Here is a 23,470-nt window from a genome sequence, read left to right on the forward strand (position 1 = left end):
TGCACTGCGTGCAGCTTCCCCAGGGAGGAGGCGGCGACGCAGTCGCCCCTCCAGGGGCGCGGGGAACTGCGCGAGAAGCCCCACCGGCCCGCAGAAAAAGAACGCACGGTCGTGCCCCGAAGGGGCGCGGGGAACTGCGCAAGACGGTCACTTCAAGGGGGCCCGCGCTGGAACAGCACCCTCATCCGGAGAAAGTGCGGAGCAAAGGGTGGGCAGTTCGGCTACCGCTCAGTACATTGACGCCATGTCTAATGAGCGCGTCAAGCTGAAGGCACGCCAGGTGTCCTTCGCCTGGGACAAAACCCCCTTGCACTGGCTCCCGGAAGACCCGTTCGCCACGCACACCATCAACGTGCTGCACCTCCTCCTCCCCGCAGGCGAACGCTGGTTCGTGCACGTCTACAAGCAGGCCCTCCCCCTCATCCGGGACGCCCGCCTGCGCGAGGACGTCATCGGCTTCATCGGCCAGGAGGCCATGCACTCGCAGGCGCACGACGAAGTCCTCCCGCACCTGCGTGAACAGGGCCTGGACCCGACCCCGTACACCGCCCAGGTCGACTGGTTCTTCGAGAAGCTGCTCGGCGACCGGACCCTGCCCCCGGGCAAGGCGCGCCGCTGGTGGCTGCTGGAGCGGGTCGCGCTGATCGCGGCGATCGAGCACTACACCGCGTTCCTCGGCGACTGGGTGCTGAACGCCGACGAGCTGGACCGCAGGGGCGCCGACCCGACGATGCTGGACCTGCTGCGCTGGCACGGCGCGGAGGAGGTCGAGCACCGGGCGGTCGCCTTCGAGCTGTTCGAGCACCTGGACGGGAGCTACCGGCGCCGGGCCCGCACCTGGGCCACCGCGTTCGCGGCGCTGATCTTCCTGTGGCAGCGCGGCGCGCGGTTCTTCATGGAGAACGACCCGACGCTGGTCGACGGCAAGGCCAGCTTCAAGGCGTTCTACCAGGGCGGCAAGGAGGGCGTGCTGCCGTCCACGGGCGCGATGCTGCGGTCCATACCCCGCTATCTGAGCCGGGGTTACCACCCGGAGCAGGAGGGCGACACCGCGCAGGCCGTCGCGTATCTGGCGTCCTCCCCGGCCGCCCTCGCCGCCGAGTCCCGCGAGGACGCGCGCCGCCCGGGGGCCGCCCGATGAGCGCGCTGCGCCGGGCCGCCGTGGTCGTCGGGGCCGCGTTCGTCGTGCGGCGGGCGCTGCGCCGCCGGGTGCGCGTGTCGCCGCTGTGGCCGCTGCCCGCGCTGGAGGAGCCGATCTCGGGCCGCCCGCGCGCCCGCGCGCTGCGCCTGACCGTCGCGCGGCACGAGGAGATCGCGGACGGGGTGGTGCGGCTGCGCCTGGAGGGGCACGCGCTGCCCGCCTGGCGCCCCGGCGCGCACCTGGACCTGGTGCTGCCCTCCGGTCTCGTACGGCAGTACTCGCTGTGCGGCGACCCCGAGGACGCGTCGTCGTACACCGTCGCCACCCGGCTCGTACCGGAGGGCGAGGGCGGGCGCGGCGGGTCACGGGAGGTGCACGAGGTGCTGCGCGAGGGCGCGGAGGTGGAGGTGCGCGGGCCGCGCAACCGCTTCCCGCTGAGCGCGTCGGCGCCCGCCTACCTGTTCGTCGCGGGCGGCATCGGCATCACGCCGGTGCTGCCGATGCTGCGCGAGGTGGAGGCGCGCGGCGCCGAGTGGCGGCTGCTGTACGGGGGCCGCACGCGGGCCTCGATGCCGTTCCTGGAGGACGTGCTGAAGCTGGACGGAGCCCGGGGCCGGGTCACGGTCGTCGCCGAGGACGAGGACGGCCGGCCGGACCTCGCGGCGGCGCTCGCGGCGACGGCGCCGGGCACGGAGGTGTACTGCTGCGGGCCCGAGGGGCTGATGGCGGCCGTCGAGGAGCTGCTGCCGCCGGGGCGGACGCTGCGCCTGGAGCGGTTCGCGCCGCGCGTGGACGTCGCGGAGGGGAACACGGCGTTCGAGGTGGAGCTGCGGCGCTCGGGCACGGTGGTGGAGGTGCCGGCGGACACGTCGGTGCTGGCCGCTGTACGGCAGGCGGTGCCGGCGCTGGCGTACTCCTGCGAGCAGGGGTTCTGCGGGACGTGTCAACAGCGGGTCGTGGAGGGCGAGATCGACCACCGCGACGAGCTGCTGAGCGACGCCGAGCGGGAGTCGTCGATGCTCATCTGTGTGTCGCGGGCGCGGGGCGAGCGCCTGGTGCTCGACCTCTGACCGGGATCGGCGGTCGGCCGGATCCGCTCGGTAGAGTGTTCGCATGACGACCGGGGTGCGACGCAGGATGGGAGTCGAGGAGCGGCGGCGGCAGTTGATCGGGGTCGCCCTCGAACTGTTCAGCCACCGCTCCCCCGACGAGGTCTCCATCGACGAGATAGCGGCCGCGGCGGGCATCTCGCGCCCGCTGGTGTACCACTACTTCCCGGGCAAACTCAGCCTGTACGAAGCCGCGTTGCAGCGGGCCGCGCAGGATCTCGCGGGGCGGTTCGAGGAGCCCATGGAGGGCCCGCTGGGGGCGCGGCTGCTGCGGGTGATGGGCCGTTTCTTCGACTTCGTGGACGAGCACGGGCCGGGCTTCTCTGCGTTGATGCGGGGCGGCCCGGCGGTCGGCTCCTCGGCGACGAACGCGCTGATCGACTCCGTACGGCAGGCCGCGTACGTGCAGATCCTCGCGCACCTGGACGTGCGGGCGCCGTCCGCGCGGCTGGAGCTGGTGGTGCGCTCCTGGATCTCGCTGGCCGAGTCGACGGCGCTGCTCTGGCTGGACGGGCGGCGCATTCCGCGCGCGGAGCTTGAGCGGCAGCTCGTGCACGACTTCGCGGCGCTGGCCGCCGTGAGCGCCGCCTACGACGGGGAGATGGCGGCGCTGCTGACGCGGCTGCTGGCGGGCGAGCCGGCCGACGGCCCGTTCGCGGAGCTGGCCGGACGGCTCGCGGTACTGGCGCCCGCGTAGGGGCGGCGTCAGGCATGGACGGCGGCGCGGTAGGCGGGCGTCAAGTCGCGTACCTCCACGGACAGGTGCACGCCCGCCGGGTCGGCGACGTGCGCGGGCAGCAGCGCGAGGACGGTCTCGGCGAGCGCCGCCTTGGCCTCGTCGGCGCGCCCGGCGGCCAGCGCGATCTCCACGTGCAGGACCGGGTCGGCGCCGGCGCCGTCCCCGACGACGGTGTCCTCGGCGCGCCGGAAGCGGGTCTTGCAGGCGGCGACGCGGGCGCCGACGACGTCCACGCACGCCTGGTGCACGGCCCCGGCGAGCCCGCGCCGGTCGATGCGGTCGGCGAGGGGCGCGGAGTGGTCGACGGTGATGTTGGGCATGCGGGGCTCCGGTGCGTGGCGTCGGGTCGTGTCACCGCCCACCTTGACCGTGATCACCGGCGCGGCACAAACCGCGTCCCGAGCGGCGGACACCGGCGGGCCGCGGGCCGGGCGAGGGCGCCCCCCTGGGGTGCCGTCTCGTCCTTGAGGCGTAGCGGATGCGCCACGAACCCGTCCGAGGGATGATCGGGGCAGGAGCCGATATCTGGCAGACTCTTCGCCTATGGGTGAAACGACCGTGACGACACTGGAAGGCCGACAGGGGCCCACCACCTCACCCATCGCGGGCGACCGCGCCGGGCGCACAGGCCGTGGTCCGTTCCGGCGCCTGCGGGTGCCCCGGCGGCCCCGGCTCTGGTTCGAGATCCTGCTGATCGCGGTGAGTTACTGGACGTACTCGCTGATCCGCAACGCGGTCCCGGAGCAGAAGGCGCAGGCGCTGCGCAACGCCGACTGGATCTGGAGCCTGGAGCAGCATCTGGGCATCGCGGTCGAGCAGAGCGTCAACCACGCGGTGGACGCGGTGACTTGGCTGATCGTCGGGATGAACTACTACTACGCGACGCTGCACTTCGTGGTGACGCTGGGTGTCCTCGTGTGGCTGTTCCGCAGTCATCCGGGGCGCTACGCGGCGACGCGGCTCGTGCTGTTCGCCACGACCGGGGTGGCGCTGGTCGGCTACTACTTCTTCCCGCTGGCCCCGCCGCGCCTGATGAGCGGCGGCCACTTCATCGACACGGTCGCGGTGCACGAGACCTGGGGCTCGATGGCGTCGGGGAACCTGAAGAACATGTCGAACCAGTACGCGGCGATGCCGTCGATGCACATCGGCTGGTCGCTGTGGTGCGGGCTGACGATCTTCGCGCTCGCGTCGGTGCCGTGGGCGCGGGTGCTGGGGCTGCTGTACCCGGTGGCGACGCTGGTGGTGATCGTGGCGACGGCGAACCACTTCTGGCTGGACGCGGTGGGCGGGGTGCTGTGCCTGGCGTTCGGCTTCGCGGTGGCCCGTTTCTGGTACGGGGCACTGCCGTACGCGCTGCCGCGCCTGGTGCCGCCCCCGGAGCCGGTACCGGCGAAGGACTGAGCGCGGGAAGGGGCGGCACCCACGGGTGCCGCCCCTTCGTGTCACCGTTCGGCGCGGTGCGTGACGCGTCCGGCGACCGTGGTGAGCAGGACGGGCGCCTCGGCGACCTCGTCGGCGGGCGCGGTGACCGCGTCGAGGCCGAGGGCGGTGAGGTCGGCGCGCAGGCCGACCGCGATCCGGCCGCCGTCCTCCCCCGCCGCGAGCGCCGCGTGCGAGGTGACGCCCTCCAGGGCCTCCAGGCCGGTCAGCCCCTGTGCGGGCCCGGCGGCGCCGCGCGGGACGCGGGCGGTGGCGAGGACGGCCCGTACGTCGTAGTGGGCGATGGGCCAGTCGGAGCCGAGGGCGAGGACCGCGCCGGCGTCGCGCAGGTCGCGGGTGCGCCAGGCGCGGGCGGCGCGCTGCTCACCGAGCCGCTTGGACCACTCGTCGCTGTGGTCGCCCTTGGTGTACGCGGTGTGCGGCGGCTGCATGGAGGCGGCGACCCCGAGCGCGGCGAACCGGGGGATCGTGTCGTCGGGGACGGTCTCGATGTGTTCGATGCGGTGGGCGCCCCGGCCGCTCGCGCCGAGCGCCTCGATGGTGTCGAGGGCGTGCCGCACGGCCGCGTCGCCGATGGCGTGGGTGGCGGTGCGGACCCCGGCCGTGTGCAGGTGTCGTACGGCGGCCGCGTAGGCGGCGGGGTCGGGCCAGAAGGCGGCGGTGCCCTGGCCGTGGCAGTCGGCGTGCTCCAGCCAGGCGGTGCCGCCCTCGACCGTGCCGTCCATGAAGAACTTGACGCCGCCGACCCGCCAGGAGCGGCCGTGGCGGCGCTGGAGCGCGACCAGCTCGTCCAGCCCCGCGGCATCGACGCCGGGCATGCACCAGGGCGCGATGGTCAGCCGCAGCGGCAGCTCGGCGCCCTCCTCGACGGCGGCGAGCAGGTCCAGGTCGGCGCCGTCCATGACGTGGGCGCCGGTGAGGCCGGTGGCGGCCATCGCGGAGAGCAGGTCGAGCAGGCCCGCGCGGCGCTCCTCGTAGGACAGGCGGGGCACGACGGCGTCCACGACGTCCATGGCGGCGTGCTCGACGAGGTACCCGGTGGGCGCGCCCTGGCCGTCGCAGACGATCTCGGCGCGCTGGGCGAACGTACGGGGTCCGGTGACGCCCGCGGCGGTGAGGGCGGCGGCGCTGGCGAGCGCGGAGTGGCCGTCGTACAGGCGCAGGAACGCGGGGGCGCCGCCGAGGACGTCCTCGATGAGGTCGCGGTGGACGGGCCGGCCGCCGAAGGCGTTGTGGTCGAGGCCCCAGCCGATGATCCAGCCGTCCACGCGGGGCGCGTCGCGCAGCGCGGCCCGCAGGCCGTCGAGGTCGGTGACGCCGGTGAGGTCGGCGCCCGCGGACATGGTCAGGCCCCATACGGGGTGGCTGTGGGCGTCGACGAGGCCGGGGGTGACGGTGGCGCCGGGCAGGGCGACGCGCTCGGTGCGCGGGCCGCTCCAGTCGCGCAGCAGGGTCTCGGTGTCGCCGAGCGCCGCGATGCGCCCGTCCCGGACGGCGACGGCGGTGGCCTCGGGCCGGGCGGGGTCCAGGGTGCGGATGTGCGTGTCGGTGAGGATGAGGTCGGCAGGGGGTGTCACGGTGCGGGTCGTCCGTTCTGGTGCGGGTGCGTTCTCGGCTGCCGTGCGGCGGCCGTACGGGAAGGTCAGGCGCTGCCGAACTTCTCGTAGGTCTCGGGGCGGGTGCGGCGCAGCCTGCGGGCGAGCGGGAAGCCGAGCAGGAACACGGCGGGCGCGATGAGGATCATCACGGTGTTCGCGGTGGTGGAGGCGCCGGTGAACAGGTCGATGTGGGTGACGACGAGGTAGAGCGCCGCCGTGAGCAGGACGGTCGCGGCGATCGGCGCGGCCAGGGTGCGCAGCCGGCCCTCGCCGTGCCCGCGCAGCCGCCGGAAGAAGAACGGGACGGCGAGCGCGGCGAGGAGCTGGAGCGCCATGAGGCCCAGCATGCCCGGGGTGTTCACCCACAGCAGGAGCTGGCTGTACGGGTCGGCTCCGGCGGCCCAGAAGGCGAGGACGACGACGGCGCCGAGGGCGGTCTGGGCGAGTCCGGCCGCGTACGGGGAGCGGTGGCGGGGGTGGACGCGGGCGAAGGCGCGGGGCAGGACGCCTTCGTCGGCGAGGGCGAGCCCGTACCGGTTGATGGCGTTGTGGAAGGCGAGGAGGGAGGCGATGACGCTGGTGACGATGAGGACGTGCATGACGTCGGCGGCCCACGGCCCGACGAAGGTGGTGATCGCGGTGAAGAACAGGCCCGCCGGGTCGTCCCCTGCCGCCGCGACGATGCGGGAGTCGCCGAAGGACTGGATGGCGATCCACACGGTGAACGCGTAGAAGAGGCCGAGGAAGGCGACGGCGATGTAGGTGGCGCGCGGGACGGTGCGGTCGGGGTCGCGGGCCTCGCGGCGGTAGATGACGGTCGACTCGAAGCCGGTGAACGCGGCGAACGCGAAGGCGAGCACGGCGGCCGTGCCGGGCACCAGGACGTTGCCCGGGGCGAAGGACGCGGCGGACAGGCCGTGCGCGCCGCCCTTGAGCAGGACGCCCGCGGCGAGCAGTACGAGGATGCCGGTCTCGGCGACGAGCAGCACGCCGAGGAGCTTGGCGCCGAAGTCGATGGAGCGGTAGCCGCCGTACCAGATGAGCACGAGCCCGGCGAGAGAGACGGGCAGCCAGGGGATGTCGGCGCCGAACAGGGCGTGCACGGTGTCCTGGGTGGCCGAGCCGAGCAGTCCGTAGACGCCGATCTCCATGCCGTTGTAGCCGACCATGGCGAGCAGCGCGGCGCCGATCCCTGCGGGCCGTCCGAGGCCCTGGGTGATGTACGCGTAGAAGGCGCCGCCGCCCTGTACGTGGCGGCTCATCGCGGTGAACCCGATGGCGAAGACGGCGAGGGTGAGGCCCGCGAGGAGATAGCCGGCGGGGGCGCCGATGCCGCCGAGGGCGATGGCGATGGGAGCGACGCCGGCCATCACGGTGAGCGGGGCGGCGGCGGAGACGACGAAGAACGAGATGTCGGCGGTGCCGAGGGTCCCGGTGCGCAGGCCGGGTGGCGCGGGCTCCGTCTCGGCGGTGGTCTTCGGGGAGGTCACGGACATGCGGCGGCGGACCCTTCTGGCGGCAGGCAGGGGGCGACAGGGAGCCGGCTGTGGGGTGGCGACGGCGTAAATCTAAAGGCTTTTGGTTTTCTGCGGTTTCCGCAATGTAACCTCCCGTTGGGCCTACGGGAAGACCCCTTTTCGCGGACGTGATCGGAGAGCGCCAGCCATGGGACGGCCGAGCAAGCCACTCCTGGACCGGGAGCGCATCGCGGCGACGGCGCTGGAGATCGTCGACGAGAGCGGGGAGTTCAGCGTGCCGCAGGTCGCGCGGCGGCTCGGGGTGCAGACCGGGTCCGTCTACCACCATGTCGACGGGCGGGACGGGATCGTGGAGCTGCTGCGGGAGCGGATCTGCGCGGCGATCGATCCCGGGCCGCTGGAGTCGGGACTGCCGTGGGACGCCGCGCTCGCCGCGTGGGCCCGCTCCTATCGTGCCGCGTTCGCCGCGCATCCCCGGGCGATCCCGCTGCTGACGGGCAGTCCTGTGCGGGCGCCTCGGGTGCTGGAGCAGTACGAGTTGGCGGTGCGGGTGTTGGTGGATGCGGGGTTCGTCCTCGGGGACGTGATGCCGGTGATCATCGCGCTGGACAACGTGGTGCTCGGGTCGGCGCTGGATCTTGCCGCGCCGGAGGCGATGTGGGAACCGTCCGGGGAGGTTCCCACGCCCCTGCTGGAGCGGGCCCTCTCAGCGGGGTCTGCACCCGGCACGGACCGAGCGTTCGAGCTGGCGCTCACGGGAGTTCTGACCCAAGCGGCGACTTTCCTAGGCCCGACCTGAGGTGCCGGCCCCTTCGGGCGGGTTCTTCGCCCTCGACTCGCGTCGTGGCTGATCGCGCAGTTCCCCGCGCCCCTGAGGCAACTGCCCCTTCGGGCGGGTTCTTTGGCCTCGACATTCGTCGTGGTTGCTCGCGCAGTTCCCCGCGCCCCTGGGTGAGTGGGCCTGCCCGTGGTCTTGATCCTCGACTCTCGTCGTGGCTGGGCGCGCAGTTCCCCGCGCCCCTGGAGGGGCGACTGCGTCGCCGCCTCCTCCCCTGGGGAGTTGGGGCGAAGCCCCGCTCCTCAGGGGCGCGGGGAACTGCGCGGCCAGCCACCCACCGGGCCGCAGGTGAGAGACAACGTCACGCTGAGCCGTAGAAATGGTGTTCCATTACCGCCCGCGCCCGCCGCGTGACCCGCCGATAGTCGTCCAGCATGTCCCCCACATGCCCGGGGTCATACCCCAAGTACCGCCCGACGGCCCCAAGTTCACGCCCGTCGGAGGGAAACGTGTCCCCGGCCCGCCCCCGCACCAGCATCACGGCATTCCGCACCCGCGAGGCCAGCACCCACGCCTCGTCGAGGACGGCCGCGTCCTCCCCGGGGATGAGCCCGGCCGCGCAGGCCGCCGCCAGCGCCTCCCGCGTCCGCGTCGTACGCAGCCCGGGTTCGGCCCACCCGTGCCGCAGTTGCAGGAGCTGCACCGTCCACTCCACGTCGGAGAGCCCGCCCCGCCCGAGCTTGGTGTGCAGGGTCGGATCGGCCCCGCGCGGCATCCGCTCCGACTCCATGCGCGCCTTGAGCCGCCGGATCTCCCGCACCGCGTCGTCCCCGAGCCCTTCCGCCGGGTACCGCAGCGGGTCGACGAGGTCGAGGAACGCCTGCCCCAACTCCGCGTCCCCGGCGACTGGTTCGGCCCGCAACAGCGCCTGGGACTCCCAGACGAGGGACCAGCGCCGGTAGTAGGCCCCGTACGACTTGAGGGTGCGTACGAGCGGGCCGGACTTGCCCTCGGGGCGCAGGTCCGCGTCGATGATGAGGGGCGGGTCGGCGCTGGGCAGGGCGAGCAGCCGGCGCATCTCGGAGACGACCTTGTTGGCGGCCTGGGCGGCTTCCTGGTCGCTGACGCCCTCGCGGGGTTCGTGGACGAAGAGGACGTCGGCGTCGGAGCCGTAACTCAGCTCGTGCCCGCCGAAGCGGCCGAGGGCGATGACGGCGAAGCGGGTGGGCAGCGTGTCGCCCCAGTTCTCGCGGACGACGGCGCGCAGGGTGCCGGCGAGGGTCGCGGCGGTGAGGTCGGTGACGGCGCCGCCGACGCGGTCGACGAGGGCGCCCTGGTCGGCGACGACGGGCTGGTCCTCGGTGCCGTAGGAGGCGATGATGTCGGCGGCGGTGGTGCGGAACAGTTCCCTGCGGCGCACGCCGCGTGCCGCGTTCACGGCCTGTTCGGCGCCGTCGGCGCGGCCCACGGCGGACAGCACCTCCTGCGTCAACTGGGCGTACCCGCGCGGTTCGAGGCCGCGTTCGTCGCCGAGCAGGGCGACCGCCTCGGGGGCGCGCATGAGCAGGTCGGGGGCGAGCCGGCCGGCGGACAGGACGCGGGCCAGGTTCTCGGCGGCGGCGCCCTCGTCGCGCAGCAGCCGCAGGTACCAGGGCGTCTTGCCGAGCGCGTCGGAGACCTTGCGGAAGCCGAGCAGGCCCGCGTCGGGGTCGGCGGAGTCCGCGAACCAGCCGAGCAGCACGGGCAGCAGCGTCCGCTGGATGGCGGCCTTGCGGGAGACGCCGGAGGCGAGCGCTTCGAGGTGGCGCAGGGCGGCGCTGGGGTCGGCGTAGCCGAGGGCCACGAGCCGTTCGCGGGCGGCGTCCGTGCGCAACCGGATCTCGCCCGGGGCGAGTTGGGCGACGGCGTCGAGCAGCGGCCGGTAGAACAGCTTCTCGTGCAGCCGCCGTACGACCGAGGTGTGGCGTTTCCAGGCGCGGTTGAGGTCGGTGATGGGTTCGGTGCGCATGCCCATGGAGCGGCCGATGCGGCGCAGGTCGGCCTCGTCCTCGGGCACGAGGTGGGTGCGCCGCAACTTGTAGAGCTGGATGCGGTGTTCGAGCGTACGCAGGAAGCGGTAGGCGTCGTCGAGCTGGACGGCGTCGACCCGGCCCACGTAGCCGCCCTCGGCGAGCGCGGCGAGGGCGTCGAGGGTGGTGCCGCTGCGGAGCGTGGCGTCGGAGCGGCCGTGCACCAACTGGAGGAGCTGGACGGCGAATTCGACGTCGCGCAGGCCGCCGGGCCCGAGCTTCAGCTCCCGTTCGACCTCGCCGACGGGGATGTTGTCGACGACGCGCTTGCGCATCTTCTGGACGTCGGGGACGAAGTTCTCCCGCTCGGCCGCCTGCCACACGAGCGGGGAGACGGCCTCGACGTAGGCCGCGCCGAGGTCGGGGTCGCCGGCGACCGGGCGGGCCTTGAGCAGCGCCTGGAACTCCCAGGTCTTGGCCCAGCGCTGGTAGTAGGCGAGGTGGGAGGAGAGGGTGCGCACCAGCGGCCCGTTGCGGCCCTCGGGGCGCAGGTTGGCGTCGACGGGCCAGATGGTGCCCTCGACGGTGGTGTCGGAGCAGATCCGCATCATGTGCGAGGCGAGCCGGGTGGCGGCCTGGAGCGCCTTGTTCTCGTCGGCGTCGCCGCTCTGGTCGGCGGGTTCGGCGACGAAGATGACGTCGACGTCGGAGACGTAGTTGAGTTCGTGGCCGCCGCACTTGCCCATGGCGATGACGGCGAGCCGGCAACGGGCCGCGTCCTGCGGGGAGTCGGCGCGGGCGAGGTCGAGTGCGGCGCGCAGGGTGGCGGTGGCGAGGTCCGCGAGTTCGGCGGCGGTCTGGGCGAGGTCGGTGGTGCCGCACACGTCGCGGGCGGCGATGGACAGCAGGCAGCGCCGGTAGGCGACGCGCAGCGCGTCGGGGTCGCCGGCGTCCGCGAGGCCCGCTTCGAACTCCTCGATGCCGGGGTGCAGATCGCTGTGCTCGTACGTGGCGAGGGCCCGCCAGTCGTCGGGGTGGCGGGCGAGGTGGTCGGCGAGGGCCTCGGAGGCGCCGAGCACGGCGAGCAGCCGGTCGCGCAGCGGTTTCGCGGCGATGAGGGTGTCGAGCAGTTCGCGCCGGCCCGCGTCGCCGTGCACCCGCTCCTGCGCCTCGGCCAGCCGGACGAGTCCGAGCAGGGCGAGGTCGGGGTCGGCGGTGGCGCCGAGCGCGTCGAGGAGCAGCGGGTCGTGGCGTACGGAGGACAGGGCCTCGGCGTCGAGGAGGCGCTCGGCCCCGGACGGGTCGGTGAACCCGTGCCGCAGCAGTCGCGTGAACGTGCTGCTCCTGCGTCCTTGCGGCACCGACATCGCGCGGCCTCCTGTTCGATCTTTCCCGCCTTGAGCCTATAGCCCCGGGTCGGCGAGGGGCGGGTCGGCGGTCCGTGGCCGGGCGGTGATCGGGTGCGGGGTGGGCAAAGGATTCACCAGCGCTTCATCCGGCGGGGTTGAGCGCCACCCCCGAGGGGCAACTTGGCGTGTGCATGCTCTGTCCGCACCGCCAGGGGCCCGCGTCCGGCGCGCTCGGCACGACCGTACGACAGGCCCGCCAGGGGCCCGCTTCGGCGCGCTGGGCACGTCCGTACGACAGGCCCTCGTCCCCCGTTCTCCCCCACACCGGAGGTCTTCGTGCCCGGCAGAACATTCCTCTCGCGCGCCCGCGGCAAGGTGCTCGCCTCGGCGCTCGCCCTCGCGGCGGCCGCGGGCGGCGGCTGGCTCGCCCTGACCGGCATCGCGCCCGCGCACGCCGCCGCGAGCGTGCCCACCCCCGACCACACGATCGTGGTCGTCTTCGAGAACCACGCCTACAACCAGGTCATCGGCTCCAGCAGCGCCCCCTACATCAACAGCCTCAAGGCGGGCGGCGCGAACCTCACCGCCTCCTACGCCGAGACGCACCCGAGCCAGCCCAACTACTTCGCCCTGTTCTCCGGCTCCACCCAGGGCATCACCGACGACAGTTGCTACACCCCCGGCTTCTCCTCCGCGCCGAACCTCGCCTCGGAGCTGATCGCCGCCGGCAAGACCTGGGGCAGCTACAACGAGACCCTGCCCAGCCAGGGCTCCACCACCTGCTCCTCGGGCAAGTACGCCCGCAAGCACAACCCGTGGTTCGGCTTCAGCAACGTACCCACGTCGTCCGCGAAGACGTTCGCGCAGTTCCCGAGCGACTACTCGACGCTCCCCCAGGTCTCCTTCGTCGTCCCGAACCTGTGCAGCGACATGCACGACTGCTCCGTCGCGTCCGGCGACACCTGGCTCAAGGACAACCTCGGCGCCTACGCCACCTGGGCCAAGACCCACAACAGCCTCCTCGTCGTCACCTTCGACGAGGACAACCGGCTCAGCGGCAACAAGATCCCCACGGTCCTGTACGGGCAGCAGGTCACCCCGGGCTCGACGACCTCCACCACGTACAACCACTACGACCTGCTGCGCACCCTGGAGGACATGCACGGCCTGAGCACCCACGCGGGCAACGCGGCCTCCGCCAAGGACATCACCGGCGTCTGGACGTCCTGACATGTACGTAGCGGACAGCCGCGCCACCCCCTCGGCGCCCCCGTCCGCGGAGTCCGCCGCCCGGCAGCAGGCCAGGCGGCGGCGCGCCGTGGGCTCCACCGTCCTCGCGCTCGGCACGGTCAGCCTCATCACCGACGTCTCCTCCGAGATGGTCACCGCCGTCCTGCCGCTGTACCTCGTCGCCGGGCTCGGCCTCAGCCCCCTCGGCTTCGGCCTCCTCGACGGCGTCTACAACGGCTTCTCGGCGCTCGTCCGGCTCGTCGGCGGCCGGTACGCGGACAGCGGCGCGGGCCGCCACAAGACGGTCGCCGTGCTCGGCTACGGCCTGTCGGCGGTGTGCAAGCCGCTGCTCCTGCTCGCCGGTTCACTCCCCCTGATCGGCGCCGTACTCGCCGCCGACCGCACCGGCAAGGGCCTGCGCACCGCGCCGCGCGACGCCCTGATCGCCGCGTCCAGCACGCCCGAGACACGCGGCCGGGCGTTCGGCGTGCACCGCGCGATGGACACGGCGGGCGCGCTGCTCGGGCCGCTCGTCGCGTTCGTCATCCTGCGGGCCACGGTCGACGGCTACGACGCGGTCTTCACCGTCAGCTTCTGCGTCGCCGCGCTCGGCGTCGTCGTCCTGCTGCTGTTCGTGCCGTCCTCGGCCCGGCGCCGCCCCGAGCCCGCCGCTCCCCCGCCGGACCGCCGCCCCCTGTGGCCGGTCCTCGCCCGCCCCACGCTGTGCGCCGCGCTGCTCGGCCTCGCCACGGTCAGCGACGCGTTCGTCTACCTCGTCCTCCAGCGCCAACTCGGCGTCTCCGAGCGCTGGTTCGCGCTGCTCCCGCTCGGGACGGCCGCCGCGTTCCTGCTCCTCGCGGCGCCGCTCGGGCGGCTGAGCGACCGCGTCGGCGCGTGGCCGGTCTTCCTCGGCGGCCATCTCGCGCTGCTCGCGGTGTACGGGCTGCTGCTCACGCACGCGCACAGCCCGGCGCTGCCCTTCCTCGTCCTGCTGCTGCACGGCACGTTCTACGCGGCGACCGACGGCGTCCTCATGGCCGCCGCGTCCGCCGGGCTGCCCGCCGCGCGCCGCGCCTCGGGGCTCGCCGTCGTCCAGACCGGACAGGCCGCCGCCCGTTTCGGCTGCTCGATCGGGTTCGGGGCGGCGTGGACGGCGTGGGGCGACCGCCCGGCCCTCGGCGCCGCCGCGCTGCTGCTCGCCGCGAGCGCGGCCGTGGCGTACGTCTTCCGCCCCCTGCCCGACCGGCCCTCCACCCGTACGGAAGCGACCGCATGACGAACCGCGGCAAGTTCACGATCCTGCTCGCGGCGGTGCTCGCGCTGGCCGCCGTCGCCACGGCCGCCGTGCTGCACGCCTCGGCCCGCGCCGACCTGCGCACCCGGGCCAGGCCCGGCGGCCCGCGCGTCACCAGCGGCGAGGTCGCGCTCGCGCCGCGCGGGCACCGGCTCGTCTTCCGGAACATGGCGTGGGGCCCGCACCGCGACGAACTCGCCTCCACTCCCCGCTCCGCGCCCTTCGGCCCGCGCACGGCGACCGCCACCGGCCTCAAGTGCCTGCGCTTCTACGCCGCTTCGGGCACCGGGATCTGCCTCCAGGCCGTGCACGGCGCCCTCGGCGACACCTACCGGGCCGTCGTCCTCGACGCCCGTCTGCGCGAAGGGCCGCACTATCCGGTGCCGGGCATCCCCTCCCGCGCCCGGGTCTCGCCGAGCGGGCGGTACGCGGCGTGGACGGCGTTCGTCGGCGGCGACAGTTACGCGGGCACGGACTTCTCGACGCGGGCGGCCATCCTCGACACGGCTACGGGAAAGCTGACGCCGTCGCTGGAGGCGTACCGCATCCTCAAGGACGGGCGGCCCTACCGGGCGGCGGACGTCAACTTCTGGGGCGTCACCTTCGCCGCCGACGACCGCCACTTCTACGCGACGCTCGCCACGGGGGGCCACACCTATCTGGTCCGGGGCGATCTGCGCGACCGTACGGTGACGACGCTGCACCGGAACGTCGAGTGCCCCTCGCTGTCGCCGGACGGGACGCGGGTCGCCTACAAGAAGCGGGTGGCGGGGTTGCCGGCGGATGCGCCGTGGCGGCTGTACGTGCTTGATCTGGTGACGATGAGGGAGACGGCCCTCGCGGAGACGCGCAGCGTCGACGATCAGGCCGTCTGGAGTGACGACGCCCACGTCACGTACGCCCTTCCGGGCGACTACGGCGCGGACCTCTACGCCGTCCCAGCCAACGGCACCGGCCACCCCCACCGCCTCCTCCGCGCAGCGGTCTCCCCGGCGTACTTGTAAGGGGGCGTTACGGGCAGCCCCGGGCGCCGCTGGGGGTGGCTCCGGCCGGTGGGGGTCCTCGACATTCGTCGTGGCTGATCGCGCAGTTCCCCGCGCCCCTGAGGTAGTGGGCCAGCCCGTGGGTTCCTACCTGACGGCCCGTCGTGGTTGCTCGCGCAGTTCCCCGCGCCCCTGTCGGGGCGACTACGTCGCACCCTCCCCCCTGGGGGAAGCGGGAGGGGCGACTTCGTCGCCGCCCCCGCTGGGGAGCTGGGGCGGAGCCCCGCTTCCCGAAGGGGAAGCTGCACGAAGTGCACGCTTCAGGGGCGCGGGGAACTCCGCGAGAAGCCCCCACACACCCGCAGGTGACCACGCACGCGTAGTGCCCCGACAGGGGCGCGGGGAACTGCGCGATCAGCCAGCACGGGCCCGCAGGCAACGACGCACCGGCGCCGGCAGGGCTACAGCACCGGCAAGTTCTTCCTCAGCTCGAACGCCGTTACCTCGGAGCGGTACTCCTCCCATTCCTGCTTCTTGTTCCGGAGGAAGAAGTCGTAGACGTGTTCGCCCAGCGTCTCCGCGACCAGTTCGGACCGCTCCATGAGGGCGATGGACTCGCCGAGGTTCTGGGGCAGGGGCTCGATGCCCATGGCGCGGCGCTCCGCGTCGGAGAGGGCCCAGACGTCGTCGTCGGCGCCCGGAGGGAGTTCGTAGCCCTCCTCGATGCCCTTGAGGCCGGCGGCGAGCAGGACCGCGTAGGCGAGGTACGGGTTGCAGCCGGAGTCGAGGGAGCGGACCTCGACGCGGGCCGAGCCGGTCTTGCCGGGCTTGTACATGGGGACGCGGATGAGGGCCGAGCGGTTGTTGTGCCCCCAGCAGATGTACGAGGGCGCCTCGCCCCCCGCGCCGGCGGTGCGCTCGGAGCCGCCCCAGATGCGCTTGTAGGAGTTGACCCACTGGTTGGTGACGGCGGAGATCTCCGCGGCGTGGCGCAGCAGGCCCGCGATGAAGGAGCGGCCGACCTTGGAGAGCTGGTACTCGGCGCCGGACTCGTAGAAGGCGTTGCGGTCGCCCTCGAAGAGGGAGAGGTGCGTGTGCATGCCGGAGCCGGGGTGCTCGGAGAACGGCTTCGGCATGAACGTCGCCTGCACCCCCTGCTCCAGCGCCACCTGCTTCATGACCAGGCGGAACGTCATGATGTTGTCCGCCGTGGAGAGCGCGTCGGCGTAGCGGAGGTCGATCTCCTGCTGGCCCGGCGCCCCCTCGTGGTGGCTGAACTCGACCGAGATGCCCATCGATTCGAGCATGGTGATGGCCTGGCGGCGGAAGTCCATGCCGACGTTCTGCGGGGTGTGGTCGAAGTAGCCGGAGTTGTCGGCCGGGGTGGGGCGGGAGCCGTCGAGCGGCTTGTCCTTGAGGAGGAAGAACTCGATCTCGGGGTGCGTGTAGAAGGTGAACCCGAGGTCGGAGGTCTTGGCGAGGGCCCGCTTGAGGACGTAGCGCGGGTCCGCGAAGGACGGCGAGCCGTCGGGCATCAGGATGTCGCAGAACATGCGCGCGGTGCCGGGGGCCTCGGCGCGCCACGGCAGGACCTGGAACGTGCTCGGGTCCGGCTTGGCGATCATGTCGGACTCGTAGACCCGGGCGAAGCCCTCGATGGCCGAACCGTCGAAGCCGATGCCCTCGTCGAATGCCTGTTCCAGTTCGGCCGGGGCCACCGCCACCGACTTCAGGAAGCCCAGCACGTCGGTGAACCACAGGCGCACGAACCGGATGTCGCGCTCCTCCAGGGTCCGGAGCACGAATTCCTGCTGCTTGTCCATCTTCCGATTCCACCCATCCTTGCTGGTCAGGCTGGTTGCTCCCATGCTGAGGAACACTTCACGCACACATGGTCACATCCCACCACACGCCGGTTTCGCGCGCGTTGCCGACGATGATCGAACGTGATCGGCCGGTGTCCTGTTCATAGTGCCCGGTGAACCCCTCCCGCCCATAGTGCCTGCCCTGCGGGACACCCACGACGCCACCTCCCGCAGCCCCTGTTTTCCCCTTACGATCAGCGGGCCCACCCGTCACGCCCCGCACCCCGAAGGACACGCCATGGGTTCCGCGAAGAAGATGTCCGCCGCGTCCCCGAGGGACCGCATAGAGCAGATGCGGCAGGCCGAGCGTTCCCGTCAGCGCCGGACACGGATCGCGGTCGTCTCGGTGAGCGCCGTGGTGGTCGCGGCCCTGGTCGGCGTGGGCGCGTGGGCGGTCACGAAGGGCGGCGACGACACGGCGGCCGCCGCCGAGGCCAAGAGCGGCAAGGACGGCAAGAGTGCGGCCGGGTCGTTCACGTACGACAAGGACGGGGTCGGGACGTGGAGCGGGAAGCTCACCCGTAACCATGTCACGAAGCAGGTGACGTACCCGATGACCCCGCCGGCCGGCGGTGACCACAACCAGGTCTGGATGAACTGCAACGGCGACGTGTACACGAAGGCCATCCCCGACATGAACGCCGTGCACTCCCTGGAGCACGGGTCCGTCTGGGTGACGTACACGGCGAAGGCGAAGAAGGCGGACGTGGCGGCGCTCGCGGCGAAGGTGCGGCAGACGCCGTACTCGCTGATGAGCCCGTTGGAGGGGCAGAAGGACCCGATCATGCTGAGCGCCTGGGGGCATCAGCGGACGGTCAAGAGCGCCTCCGACCCGGCGGTCGCCTCGTTCTTCGCCGCGTTCGTGCAGGGCAAGCAGACCCCCGAGCCGGGCGCGGCCTGCACGGGCGGTCTGTCCCAGTGAGGCGGCGCGCCACGCGGTGGCCGGTGGCCCTGGCGGCGGCGGTGTGCGTCGCGGCCGGGGCCGCCGGCTGTTCGATGGCGGCCGGGCACGACGGGCCCGCGGCGCTCAAGGTGCCGGGGGCGGAGTCCGCGGACGCCGGGTTCGCCCGGGACATGGCGGTCCATCACCAGCAGGCCGTCGAGATGTCGTACATCGTGCGCGACCGCACCGGCGACGAGGAGGTCCGCCGTCTCGCGTACGACATCGCGCAGACGCAGGCCAATCAGCGCGGCATGCTGCTCGGCTGGCTCGATCTGTGGCAACTGCCCAAGGTGTCGACCGAGCCGCCGATGGCGTGGATGGGCATGGCGCGCGCGCCGGTGGGCGAGGACGGCGCGCTGATGCCGGGCATGGCGACGAACACGCAGCTCGACGCGTTGCGCGAGGCGAGCGGCAAGGACGCCGAGGTGCGGTATCTGCGGCTGATGATCGCCCACCACAAGGGCGGCGTGCACATGGCCAAGGGGTGCGTGAAGCGCTGTGACGTGGAGGTCGAACAGCGGCTCGCGCGCGGGATGGTGGCGTCCCAGCAGTCGGAGATCGATCTCATGACGGCGATGCTCAAGAAGCGGGGCGCGCGGCCGTGAGTGGCCGCCACTGACGGCGGGTGATCGTTTCCGACCGCCCAAACCGCCTCAACCGTCACACACGTGACGGGACTTGACGCCTTCTTGATCGATCCATTCCCCCGGCGTGAACGGTTCCTGGCAAGAGTGGGGCTCTCTCTGCGTGTGCCTTACACAAGTGCACTTACCCAGGGGTTCCATGAGACCAGGGGGTTCTATGAGATCCACCAGCGGCACCCGCCGCACGCGCGCCCGGGCCGGCCTCAGCATCGCAGCGACACTGCCGCTGCTCGCCGGTGCCCTCGCCCTCGCCGCGCCCACCGCCCAGGCCGACCCCGGCACGGGCCGCCACACCCTCTCCGGCACCAAGCCGCTGTGGGCGACCGGTTCCGCCGATCGCGGCGCCACCGCCGACAGCAGCAAGGTCAACGCCCGCGTCTACCTCGCGGGGCGCGACCCCAAGGGGCTCGCCGCGTACGCGAAGGCCGTGTCGGACCCGCACTCGCGCTCGTACGGTAAGTACCTGAGCGCCGCCCGCGCCCGCGCCCGGTTCGGCGCGTCCACGGCCCAGACAGCCGCCGTCTCCAAGTGGCTGCGCGCCTCGGGCCTGACGGTCACCGGCACGACCGCGCACTACATAGCGGTCACCGGTGACGTGGCCGCCGCCGAGAAGGCGTTCGGCACCCAGTTCCACAACTTCGCCAAGGGCAAGCACACCTACCGCGCCCCCGCCGCGACCGCGTCCGTGCCGGCCTCCCTCGACGGGGCCGTGCTGACCGTCACCGGCCTGGACAGCGCGCCGCACAAGGCGACGAAGAAGGACCAACTGCCGCCGCCGGACGCGGTGTTCCGCAACGCCGGGCCGTTCTCCTCGTACTACGGCTCGAAGGTGGCGACCACGCTGCCGGACGCGTACGGCACCAAGGTCCCCTACGCGGTGCGCGGTTACACCGGCAAGCAGCTCCGGGCCGCCTACGGCGCGGGCAAGGCGACCGGCAAGGGCGTGCGGGTCGCCATCACCGACGCGTACGCCTCGCCGACCATCGCCAAGGACGCGGCGACGTACGCGGCCAAGAACGGTGACGGCCGGTATGCCGCCGGGCAGTTCAAGCAGGTGCTGCCGAAGAACTACACCAAGACCGAGGAGTGCGGGGCCTCCGGCTGGTACGGCGAGGAGACCCTCGACGTCGAGGCCGTGCACGCGCTCGCCCCGCAGGCGGGCATCACGTACGTGGGCGCCGCGTCCTGCTACGACGACGACCTGCTCGACTCGCTCGGCAAGGTCGTCGACAACCACCTCGCCGACATCGTCTCCAACTCCTGGGGCGACGTCGAGGCCAACCAGACGCCCGAGCTGGCCGCCGCGTACGACCACGTCTTCCAGCTCGGCGCGGTCGAGGGCATCGGCTTCTACTTCTCCTCCGGCGACAACGGCGACAACGTCGCGTCCACGGGGACGAAGCAGGTCGACACGCCCGCCAACTCCGCGTGGGTGACGGCCGTCGGCGGTACGTCGCTGAACGTCGGCAAGGGCGACACGTACAAGTGGGAGACCGGCTGGGGCACGCTCAAGGCCAATCTGTCGGCCGACGGCAAGAGCTGGACCGGCTTCCCCGGCGCGTACACCTCCGGTGCGGGTGGCGGTACGAGCAAGTCCGTTCCGCAGCCGTACTACCAGAAGAAGGTCGTGCCGTCCGCTCTGGCGCGGGCCAACGGCGGCGTCAACCGGGTCGTCCCGGACATCGCGGCCGTCGGTGACCCCAACACGGGCTTCCTCGTGGGCCAGACCCAGACCATGCCCGACGGGTCGCTCGGCTACGACGAGTACCGCATCGGTGGTACGTCGCTGGCGGCGCCGGTGATCGCGGGTGTGCAGGCGCTCGCGCAGCAGGCGCGGGGTGGCAAGGCGATCGGGTTCGCCAACCCGGTGATCTACTCGCGGTACGCGTCCGGTGTCTACCACGACGTCACCGACCGGCCCACCGGTAAGGACCTCGCTGTCGCGCGGGTGGACTTCGCCAACGGGTACGACTCCGCGGACGGGCTGTTGACGTCTGTGCGCAGTCTCGGCAAGGACGCGTCCTTGAAGGCCGTTCGCGGGTATGACGATGTCACCGGGGTCGGTACGCCTGCCTCCGGGTACGTCGATTCTTATCGGCGGCGCTGAGGCGGTTGCCTCCGGCGGTCGGGCGGGCTCCGAGTTCCCAGAACCCGGGCCCGCCCGTCCCTTTTGCGGGGCGGCTTCGACCGGGGGCCACCTGCGGGCCGGTGGGTGGCTGGTCGCGCAGTTCCCCGCGCCCCTGGGTTGTACTTCGTCCGCGGCCCGGTGGGGCTTCTCGCGCAGTTCCCCGCGCCCCTGAAGCATGCACTCCGTGCAGCTTCCCCTGAGGGAAGCGGGGCTCCGCCCCAGCTCCCCGGCGGGGGCGGGCGACGAAGTCGCCCCTCCCGCTGCCCCCAGGGGGGAGGTGGCGACGCAGTCGCCCCTCCAGGGGCGCGGGGAACTGCGCGACCAGCCACGACGAACCGTCACGTAAAAACCTACGGGCTGGCCCACCCGCCCAGGGGCGCGGGGAACTGCGCGCTCAGCCACGACGGACCGTCGGATACGAACCCACGGGCAGACCCACCCACCCTAGGGGCGCGGGGAACTGCGCGAGCAACCACGACGGACCCGCAGACGGCACACTCACCCCCACCCGGGACGGGAAGCGCTCAGGCCACCCTCGACAAGTCGCCCCGCGCCAAAGCGCCCCGCAGCGGAGCCCCCAAGACGTACCGCTCGACCTCCTCCACCGCGAACAGCCCGAGCCGCCGCACCTCGCTCCCCTGCGCCCCGGCGACATGCGGAGTGACCAGCACGTTCGGCAGCGTCAGCAGCGGATGCCCCGCCGGCAGCGGTTCCGGGTGCGTGACGTCGAGGAACGCCGACAACCGACCCGCCCCGCACTCAGCGGCCAGCGCCTCCGTGTCGAGGAGCGCCCCCCGCGCCGTGTTGATGACGACACCCCCGTCGGGGATGAGCCGGAGCATGGCCGCGCTGACCATCCCCCGCGTCGACTCCAGCAGCGGCGCGTGCACGCTGACGATGGAGCTGCGCCGGCACAGCTCGTCCAGGGCGACCCGCTCCGCGCCCATCCGCGCCGCGTCCCCGGCATCGACGTACGGGTCGCAGAGCAGTACCCGGTATCCGGCGGGGTCGGCGCGCAGCGCTTCGATGACCCGGCGTCCGATGCGGGAGGCTCCGATGACGCCGACGACCCGCGCGTCGGCCCCCTCGCGGTCGAGGAACGCCGGCCATCCCTTCCCGTACCGGGCGGCCGTGCCCAGCGCGTCCTTCGCGGCGAAGGTGATCGCGGCGAGGGTGTAGGCGACGACGGGTCCGGCGTTGGCGTCGGCGGCGGAGGAGACGAGCAGGCCGCGCTCCCAGACGGCGTCGGTGACGATGGGCCTGACCGACCCGGCGGCATGCATGACGGCCCTCAACCGGGGTGCACCGGCGAGGACTTGGGCGGTGAGCGGCGGGCAGTCCCAGCCGGTGACCAGGACCTCCACGTCCGCCAGGACCTCCCGCGCCGCCGGCTCCTCCAGTGACCCGGTCAGCGCGAGCGCCCCCGCCGGGGACGTCAACCGGGCGCTGCGGCCCAGCCGTTCACGCAGGTCGGGCGGGAAGGCCCGCTCCACCACCTGGGCCCCCATGGCCAGTGCCGCGGTCGGTCGGTGTGCCGTCACGCGTTCCCACCTCTCCTCAGAAGCCCTCACTGTAACCGGTTACTCCACTGACGCTGGAGGCTAGGCATCCGGCGTGCATGCGGTCAAGACTGCCTTGTGCCAAGGGGGTTGACCGCCCGTAGTAACCGTTTTAGATTCCGCCTCACCTTGTTCCAACGACGGAGGGGTTCCCGTGCCCACGGTGGCGAAGGACAGGCCCGATGCCGGGATGGCGGCACCTCCCGGCGGGCCGCAAAGCAGGACGGACACCAGCAAAAAGCCGCACGGAGAGGGCTGGAAACGTTTTCGCGGCAGCCGCACCCTGGTGCTGCTCATGGTGCCGGGGCTGGCCTACTTCCTCGTCTTCCACTACGGCGCCTTCGTCGGCAACGTCGTGGCGTTCAAGGACTACGACCCCTTCGCCGGCCTGTGGGGCAGCTCCTGGGTCGGCTTCGGCAACTTCGCCCGGATGTTCGGCGACCCCGACTTCTGGCACGCGACCTGGAACACGCTCTACATCGCGGTGCTCCAGCTCGTGTTCTACTTCCCCGTGCCGCTCGCCATCGCGCTGCTGCTGCACAGCCTGACCTCGGACATCACCCGCCGCTTCGTGCAGTCCGTGGTCTATCTGCCGCACTTCCTGTCCTGGGTGATCGTCGTCGCCCTGTTCCAGCAGGTGCTCTCCGACACGGGCCTGCTCAACAGCTTCCTCGGCGACACCGGCCTGCACAGCGTCGACATCATCGGCAACCCCGACGCCTACCGGCCGCTCGTGGTCGCCGAGGTGATCTGGAAGGACGCCGGCTGGGGCACGATCATCTTCCTGGCCGCGCTCATGCAGGTCGACGAGCAGCAGTACGAGGCCGCCGCCATCGACGGGGCAGGACCCTGGCGCCGCTTCTGGCACGTCACCCTGCCGTCGATCCGGCCCATCGTCGTCCTGCTGCTCATCATGCGGCTCGGCGACATCCTCTCCGTCGGCTTCGAACAGATGCTGCTCCAGCGGCAGTCGGTGGGCCCGGAGGTCGGCGAGGTCCTCGACACGTTCGTCTTCTGGCAGGGCATCGTCGGCGGCGACACCGGATACGCCGCGGCGGCCGGCCTGTTCAAGGGCGTGGTCGGCGCCCTGCTGGTCTTCGTCGCCAACCGCATCGCGCACAAGCTCGGCGAGCAGGGGGTCTACAAGTGAGCAGCACGACAGCGCGGCCGGTCCGCCCCG

18 protein-coding genes are annotated in these 23,470 nt (G+C 72.5%); 12 read left to right on the forward strand and 6 right to left on the reverse strand.

What is annotated here, in order from left to right; translation table 11 throughout:
- Nucleotides 1–244 precede the first annotated feature (244 nt).
- From ACZ7LY_RS30440 to ACZ7LY_RS30450, 3 genes are read left to right on the forward strand one after another with little or no spacing between them, the layout of a single operon-like run.
- Nucleotides 245–1,141 (forward strand): metal-dependent hydrolase, encoded by an 897-nt coding sequence (locus tag ACZ7LY_RS30440; protein WP_471627960.1) that lies wholly within the window; start codon nt 245–247, stop codon nt 1,139–1,141.
- On the forward strand, nt 1,138–2,211 hold the full coding sequence (locus tag ACZ7LY_RS30445; RefSeq protein WP_471627961.1) for a PDR/VanB family oxidoreductase: 1,074 nt from the start codon (nt 1,138–1,140) through the stop codon (nt 2,209–2,211). Before ACZ7LY_RS30440 ends, ACZ7LY_RS30445 begins: the two co-directional genes overlap by 4 nt.
- Before the next feature lie 43 nt (nt 2,212–2,254).
- The gene (locus ACZ7LY_RS30450; protein WP_471627962.1) at nt 2,255–2,947 is read left to right on the forward strand and encodes a TetR/AcrR family transcriptional regulator; all 693 of its coding nucleotides are present in this window, start codon (nt 2,255–2,257) and stop codon (nt 2,945–2,947) included.
- 8 nt (nt 2,948–2,955) lie between these two features.
- On the opposite strand, the gene ACZ7LY_RS30455 is transcribed toward ACZ7LY_RS30450, so the two are convergent.
- A complete protein-coding gene (locus ACZ7LY_RS30455) occupies nt 2,956–3,309 on the reverse strand; it encodes a 5-carboxymethyl-2-hydroxymuconate Delta-isomerase (RefSeq protein WP_471627963.1) in 354 nt (117 codons plus the stop codon).
- 223 nt (nt 3,310–3,532) lie between these two features.
- On the opposite strand from ACZ7LY_RS30455, the gene ACZ7LY_RS30460 reads away from it, so the two are divergent.
- Nucleotides 3,533–4,393, forward strand: coding sequence for a phosphatase PAP2 family protein (locus tag ACZ7LY_RS30460; RefSeq protein WP_471627964.1), 861 nt, complete (start codon nt 3,533–3,535; stop codon nt 4,391–4,393).
- Between the two features lie 41 nt (nt 4,394–4,434).
- Here ACZ7LY_RS30460 and ACZ7LY_RS30465 read toward each other — a convergent pair whose 3' ends face one another.
- Nucleotides 4,435–6,009: an amidohydrolase gene (locus tag ACZ7LY_RS30465; protein ID WP_471627965.1), complete on the reverse strand. Its 1,575-nt coding sequence runs from the start codon at nt 6,007–6,009 to the stop codon at nt 4,435–4,437.
- Nucleotides 6,010–6,074: 65 nt separating this feature from the next.
- Nucleotides 6,075–7,526: an APC family permease gene (locus ACZ7LY_RS30470; protein ID WP_471627966.1), complete on the reverse strand. Its 1,452-nt coding sequence runs from the start codon at nt 7,524–7,526 to the stop codon at nt 6,075–6,077.
- Nucleotides 7,527–7,695: 169 nt separating this feature from the next.
- Here ACZ7LY_RS30470 and ACZ7LY_RS30475 point away from each other — a divergent pair, with 169 nt between their 5' ends.
- A complete protein-coding gene (locus tag ACZ7LY_RS30475) occupies nt 7,696–8,307 on the forward strand; it encodes a TetR/AcrR family transcriptional regulator C-terminal domain-containing protein (protein WP_471627967.1) in 612 nt (203 codons plus the stop codon).
- A gap of 340 nt (nt 8,308–8,647) precedes the next feature.
- Here the strand turns inward: ACZ7LY_RS30475 and ACZ7LY_RS30480 are convergent, their stop codons facing one another.
- Nucleotides 8,648–11,662, reverse strand: coding sequence for a bifunctional [glutamine synthetase] adenylyltransferase/[glutamine synthetase]-adenylyl-L-tyrosine phosphorylase (locus ACZ7LY_RS30480; RefSeq protein ID WP_471627968.1), 3,015 nt, complete (start codon nt 11,660–11,662; stop codon nt 8,648–8,650).
- A gap of 318 nt (nt 11,663–11,980) precedes the next feature.
- Between ACZ7LY_RS30480 and ACZ7LY_RS30485 the strand changes: the two genes are divergently transcribed.
- Genes ACZ7LY_RS30485 through ACZ7LY_RS30495 form a run of 3 tightly spaced genes read left to right on the forward strand, consistent with a single transcriptional unit; the run spans nt 11,981 to nt 15,172 of the window.
- Complete coding sequence (locus ACZ7LY_RS30485; RefSeq protein WP_471627969.1) at nt 11,981–12,874, forward strand: alkaline phosphatase family protein; 894 nt, start codon at nt 11,981–11,983, stop codon at nt 12,872–12,874.
- A gap of 1 nt (nt 12,875) precedes the next feature.
- The gene (locus tag ACZ7LY_RS30490; RefSeq protein ID WP_471627970.1) at nt 12,876–14,150 is read left to right on the forward strand and encodes an MFS transporter; all 1,275 of its coding nucleotides are present in this window, start codon (nt 12,876–12,878) and stop codon (nt 14,148–14,150) included.
- Nucleotides 14,147–15,172 carry a TolB-like translocation protein gene (locus ACZ7LY_RS30495; RefSeq protein WP_471627971.1) on the forward strand — a complete coding sequence of 342 codons (1,026 nt, stop codon included), beginning with the start codon at nt 14,147–14,149 and terminating at the stop codon, nt 15,170–15,172. The genes ACZ7LY_RS30490 and ACZ7LY_RS30495 overlap by 4 nt, the downstream gene beginning before the upstream one ends.
- Nucleotides 15,173–15,612: 440 nt before the next feature.
- Here ACZ7LY_RS30495 and ACZ7LY_RS30500 read toward each other — a convergent pair whose 3' ends face one another.
- Complete coding sequence (locus ACZ7LY_RS30500; protein WP_471627972.1) at nt 15,613–16,974, reverse strand: glutamine synthetase family protein; 1,362 nt, start codon at nt 16,972–16,974, stop codon at nt 15,613–15,615.
- Nucleotides 16,975–17,254: 280 nt separating this feature from the next.
- On the opposite strand from ACZ7LY_RS30500, the gene ACZ7LY_RS30505 reads away from it, so the two are divergent.
- The 3 genes from ACZ7LY_RS30505 to ACZ7LY_RS30515 all read left to right on the forward strand — a co-directional run bounded on the left by ACZ7LY_RS30505 (nt 17,255) and on the right by ACZ7LY_RS30515 (nt 20,710).
- The gene (locus ACZ7LY_RS30505) at nt 17,255–17,938 is read left to right on the forward strand and encodes a DUF3105 domain-containing protein (protein WP_471627973.1); all 684 of its coding nucleotides are present in this window, start codon (nt 17,255–17,257) and stop codon (nt 17,936–17,938) included.
- 74 nt (nt 17,939–18,012) lie between these two features.
- Complete coding sequence (locus ACZ7LY_RS30510; protein ID WP_471628009.1) at nt 18,013–18,564, forward strand: DUF305 domain-containing protein; 552 nt, start codon at nt 18,013–18,015, stop codon at nt 18,562–18,564.
- A gap of 196 nt (nt 18,565–18,760) precedes the next feature.
- A complete protein-coding gene (locus ACZ7LY_RS30515; protein WP_471627974.1) occupies nt 18,761–20,710 on the forward strand; it encodes a S53 family peptidase in 1,950 nt (649 codons plus the stop codon).
- Nucleotides 20,711–21,255: 545 nt separating this feature from the next.
- Here the strand turns inward: ACZ7LY_RS30515 and ACZ7LY_RS30520 are convergent.
- Nucleotides 21,256–22,239, reverse strand: coding sequence for a hydroxyacid dehydrogenase (locus ACZ7LY_RS30520; protein ID WP_471628010.1), 984 nt, complete (start codon nt 22,237–22,239; stop codon nt 21,256–21,258).
- Nucleotides 22,240–22,585: 346 nt separating this feature from the next.
- Between ACZ7LY_RS30520 and ACZ7LY_RS30525 the strand changes: the two genes are divergently transcribed.
- Nucleotides 22,586–23,440 (forward strand): ABC transporter permease, encoded by an 855-nt coding sequence (locus tag ACZ7LY_RS30525; RefSeq protein WP_471627975.1) that lies wholly within the window; start codon nt 22,586–22,588, stop codon nt 23,438–23,440.
- The last annotated feature ends 30 nt before the right edge of the window (nt 23,441–23,470 follow it).

Source organism: Streptomyces sp. NPDC107550, assembly GCF_055639095.1.

Excerpts from the sequence above, each read along its gene's own strand:
- ACZ7LY_RS30440 (WP_471627960.1), top strand. The coding sequence starts at position 245 with ATGTCTAATGAGCGCGTCAAGCTGAAGGCACGCCAGGTGTCCTTCGCC.
- ACZ7LY_RS30445 (WP_471627961.1), top strand. The coding sequence starts at position 1,138 with ATGAGCGCGCTGCGCCGGGCCGCCGTGGTCGTCGGGGCCGCGTTCGTC.
- ACZ7LY_RS30450 (WP_471627962.1), top strand. The coding sequence starts at position 2,255 with ATGACGACCGGGGTGCGACGCAGGATGGGAGTCGAGGAGCGGCGGCGG.
- ACZ7LY_RS30455 (WP_471627963.1), bottom strand. The coding sequence starts at position 3,309 with ATGCCCAACATCACCGTCGACCACTCCGCGCCCCTCGCCGACCGCATC.
- ACZ7LY_RS30460 (WP_471627964.1), top strand. The coding sequence starts at position 3,533 with ATGGGTGAAACGACCGTGACGACACTGGAAGGCCGACAGGGGCCCACC.
- ACZ7LY_RS30470 (WP_471627966.1), bottom strand. The coding sequence starts at position 7,526 with ATGTCCGTGACCTCCCCGAAGACCACCGCCGAGACGGAGCCCGCGCCA.
- ACZ7LY_RS30475 (WP_471627967.1), top strand. The coding sequence starts at position 7,696 with ATGGGACGGCCGAGCAAGCCACTCCTGGACCGGGAGCGCATCGCGGCG.
- ACZ7LY_RS30480 (WP_471627968.1), bottom strand. The coding sequence starts at position 11,662 with ATGTCGGTGCCGCAAGGACGCAGGAGCAGCACGTTCACGCGACTGCTG.
- ACZ7LY_RS30490 (WP_471627970.1), top strand. The coding sequence starts at position 12,876 with ATGTACGTAGCGGACAGCCGCGCCACCCCCTCGGCGCCCCCGTCCGCG.
- ACZ7LY_RS30495 (WP_471627971.1), top strand. The coding sequence starts at position 14,147 with ATGACGAACCGCGGCAAGTTCACGATCCTGCTCGCGGCGGTGCTCGCG.
- ACZ7LY_RS30500 (WP_471627972.1), bottom strand. The coding sequence starts at position 16,974 with ATGGACAAGCAGCAGGAATTCGTGCTCCGGACCCTGGAGGAGCGCGAC.
- ACZ7LY_RS30505 (WP_471627973.1), top strand. The coding sequence starts at position 17,255 with ATGGGTTCCGCGAAGAAGATGTCCGCCGCGTCCCCGAGGGACCGCATA.
- ACZ7LY_RS30510 (WP_471628009.1), top strand. The coding sequence starts at position 18,013 with ATGGCGGCCGGGCACGACGGGCCCGCGGCGCTCAAGGTGCCGGGGGCG.
- ACZ7LY_RS30515 (WP_471627974.1), top strand. The coding sequence starts at position 18,761 with ATGAGATCCACCAGCGGCACCCGCCGCACGCGCGCCCGGGCCGGCCTC.
- ACZ7LY_RS30520 (WP_471628010.1), bottom strand. The coding sequence starts at position 22,239 with ATGGGGGCCCAGGTGGTGGAGCGGGCCTTCCCGCCCGACCTGCGTGAA.
- ACZ7LY_RS30525 (WP_471627975.1), top strand. The coding sequence starts at position 22,586 with ATGGTGCCGGGGCTGGCCTACTTCCTCGTCTTCCACTACGGCGCCTTC.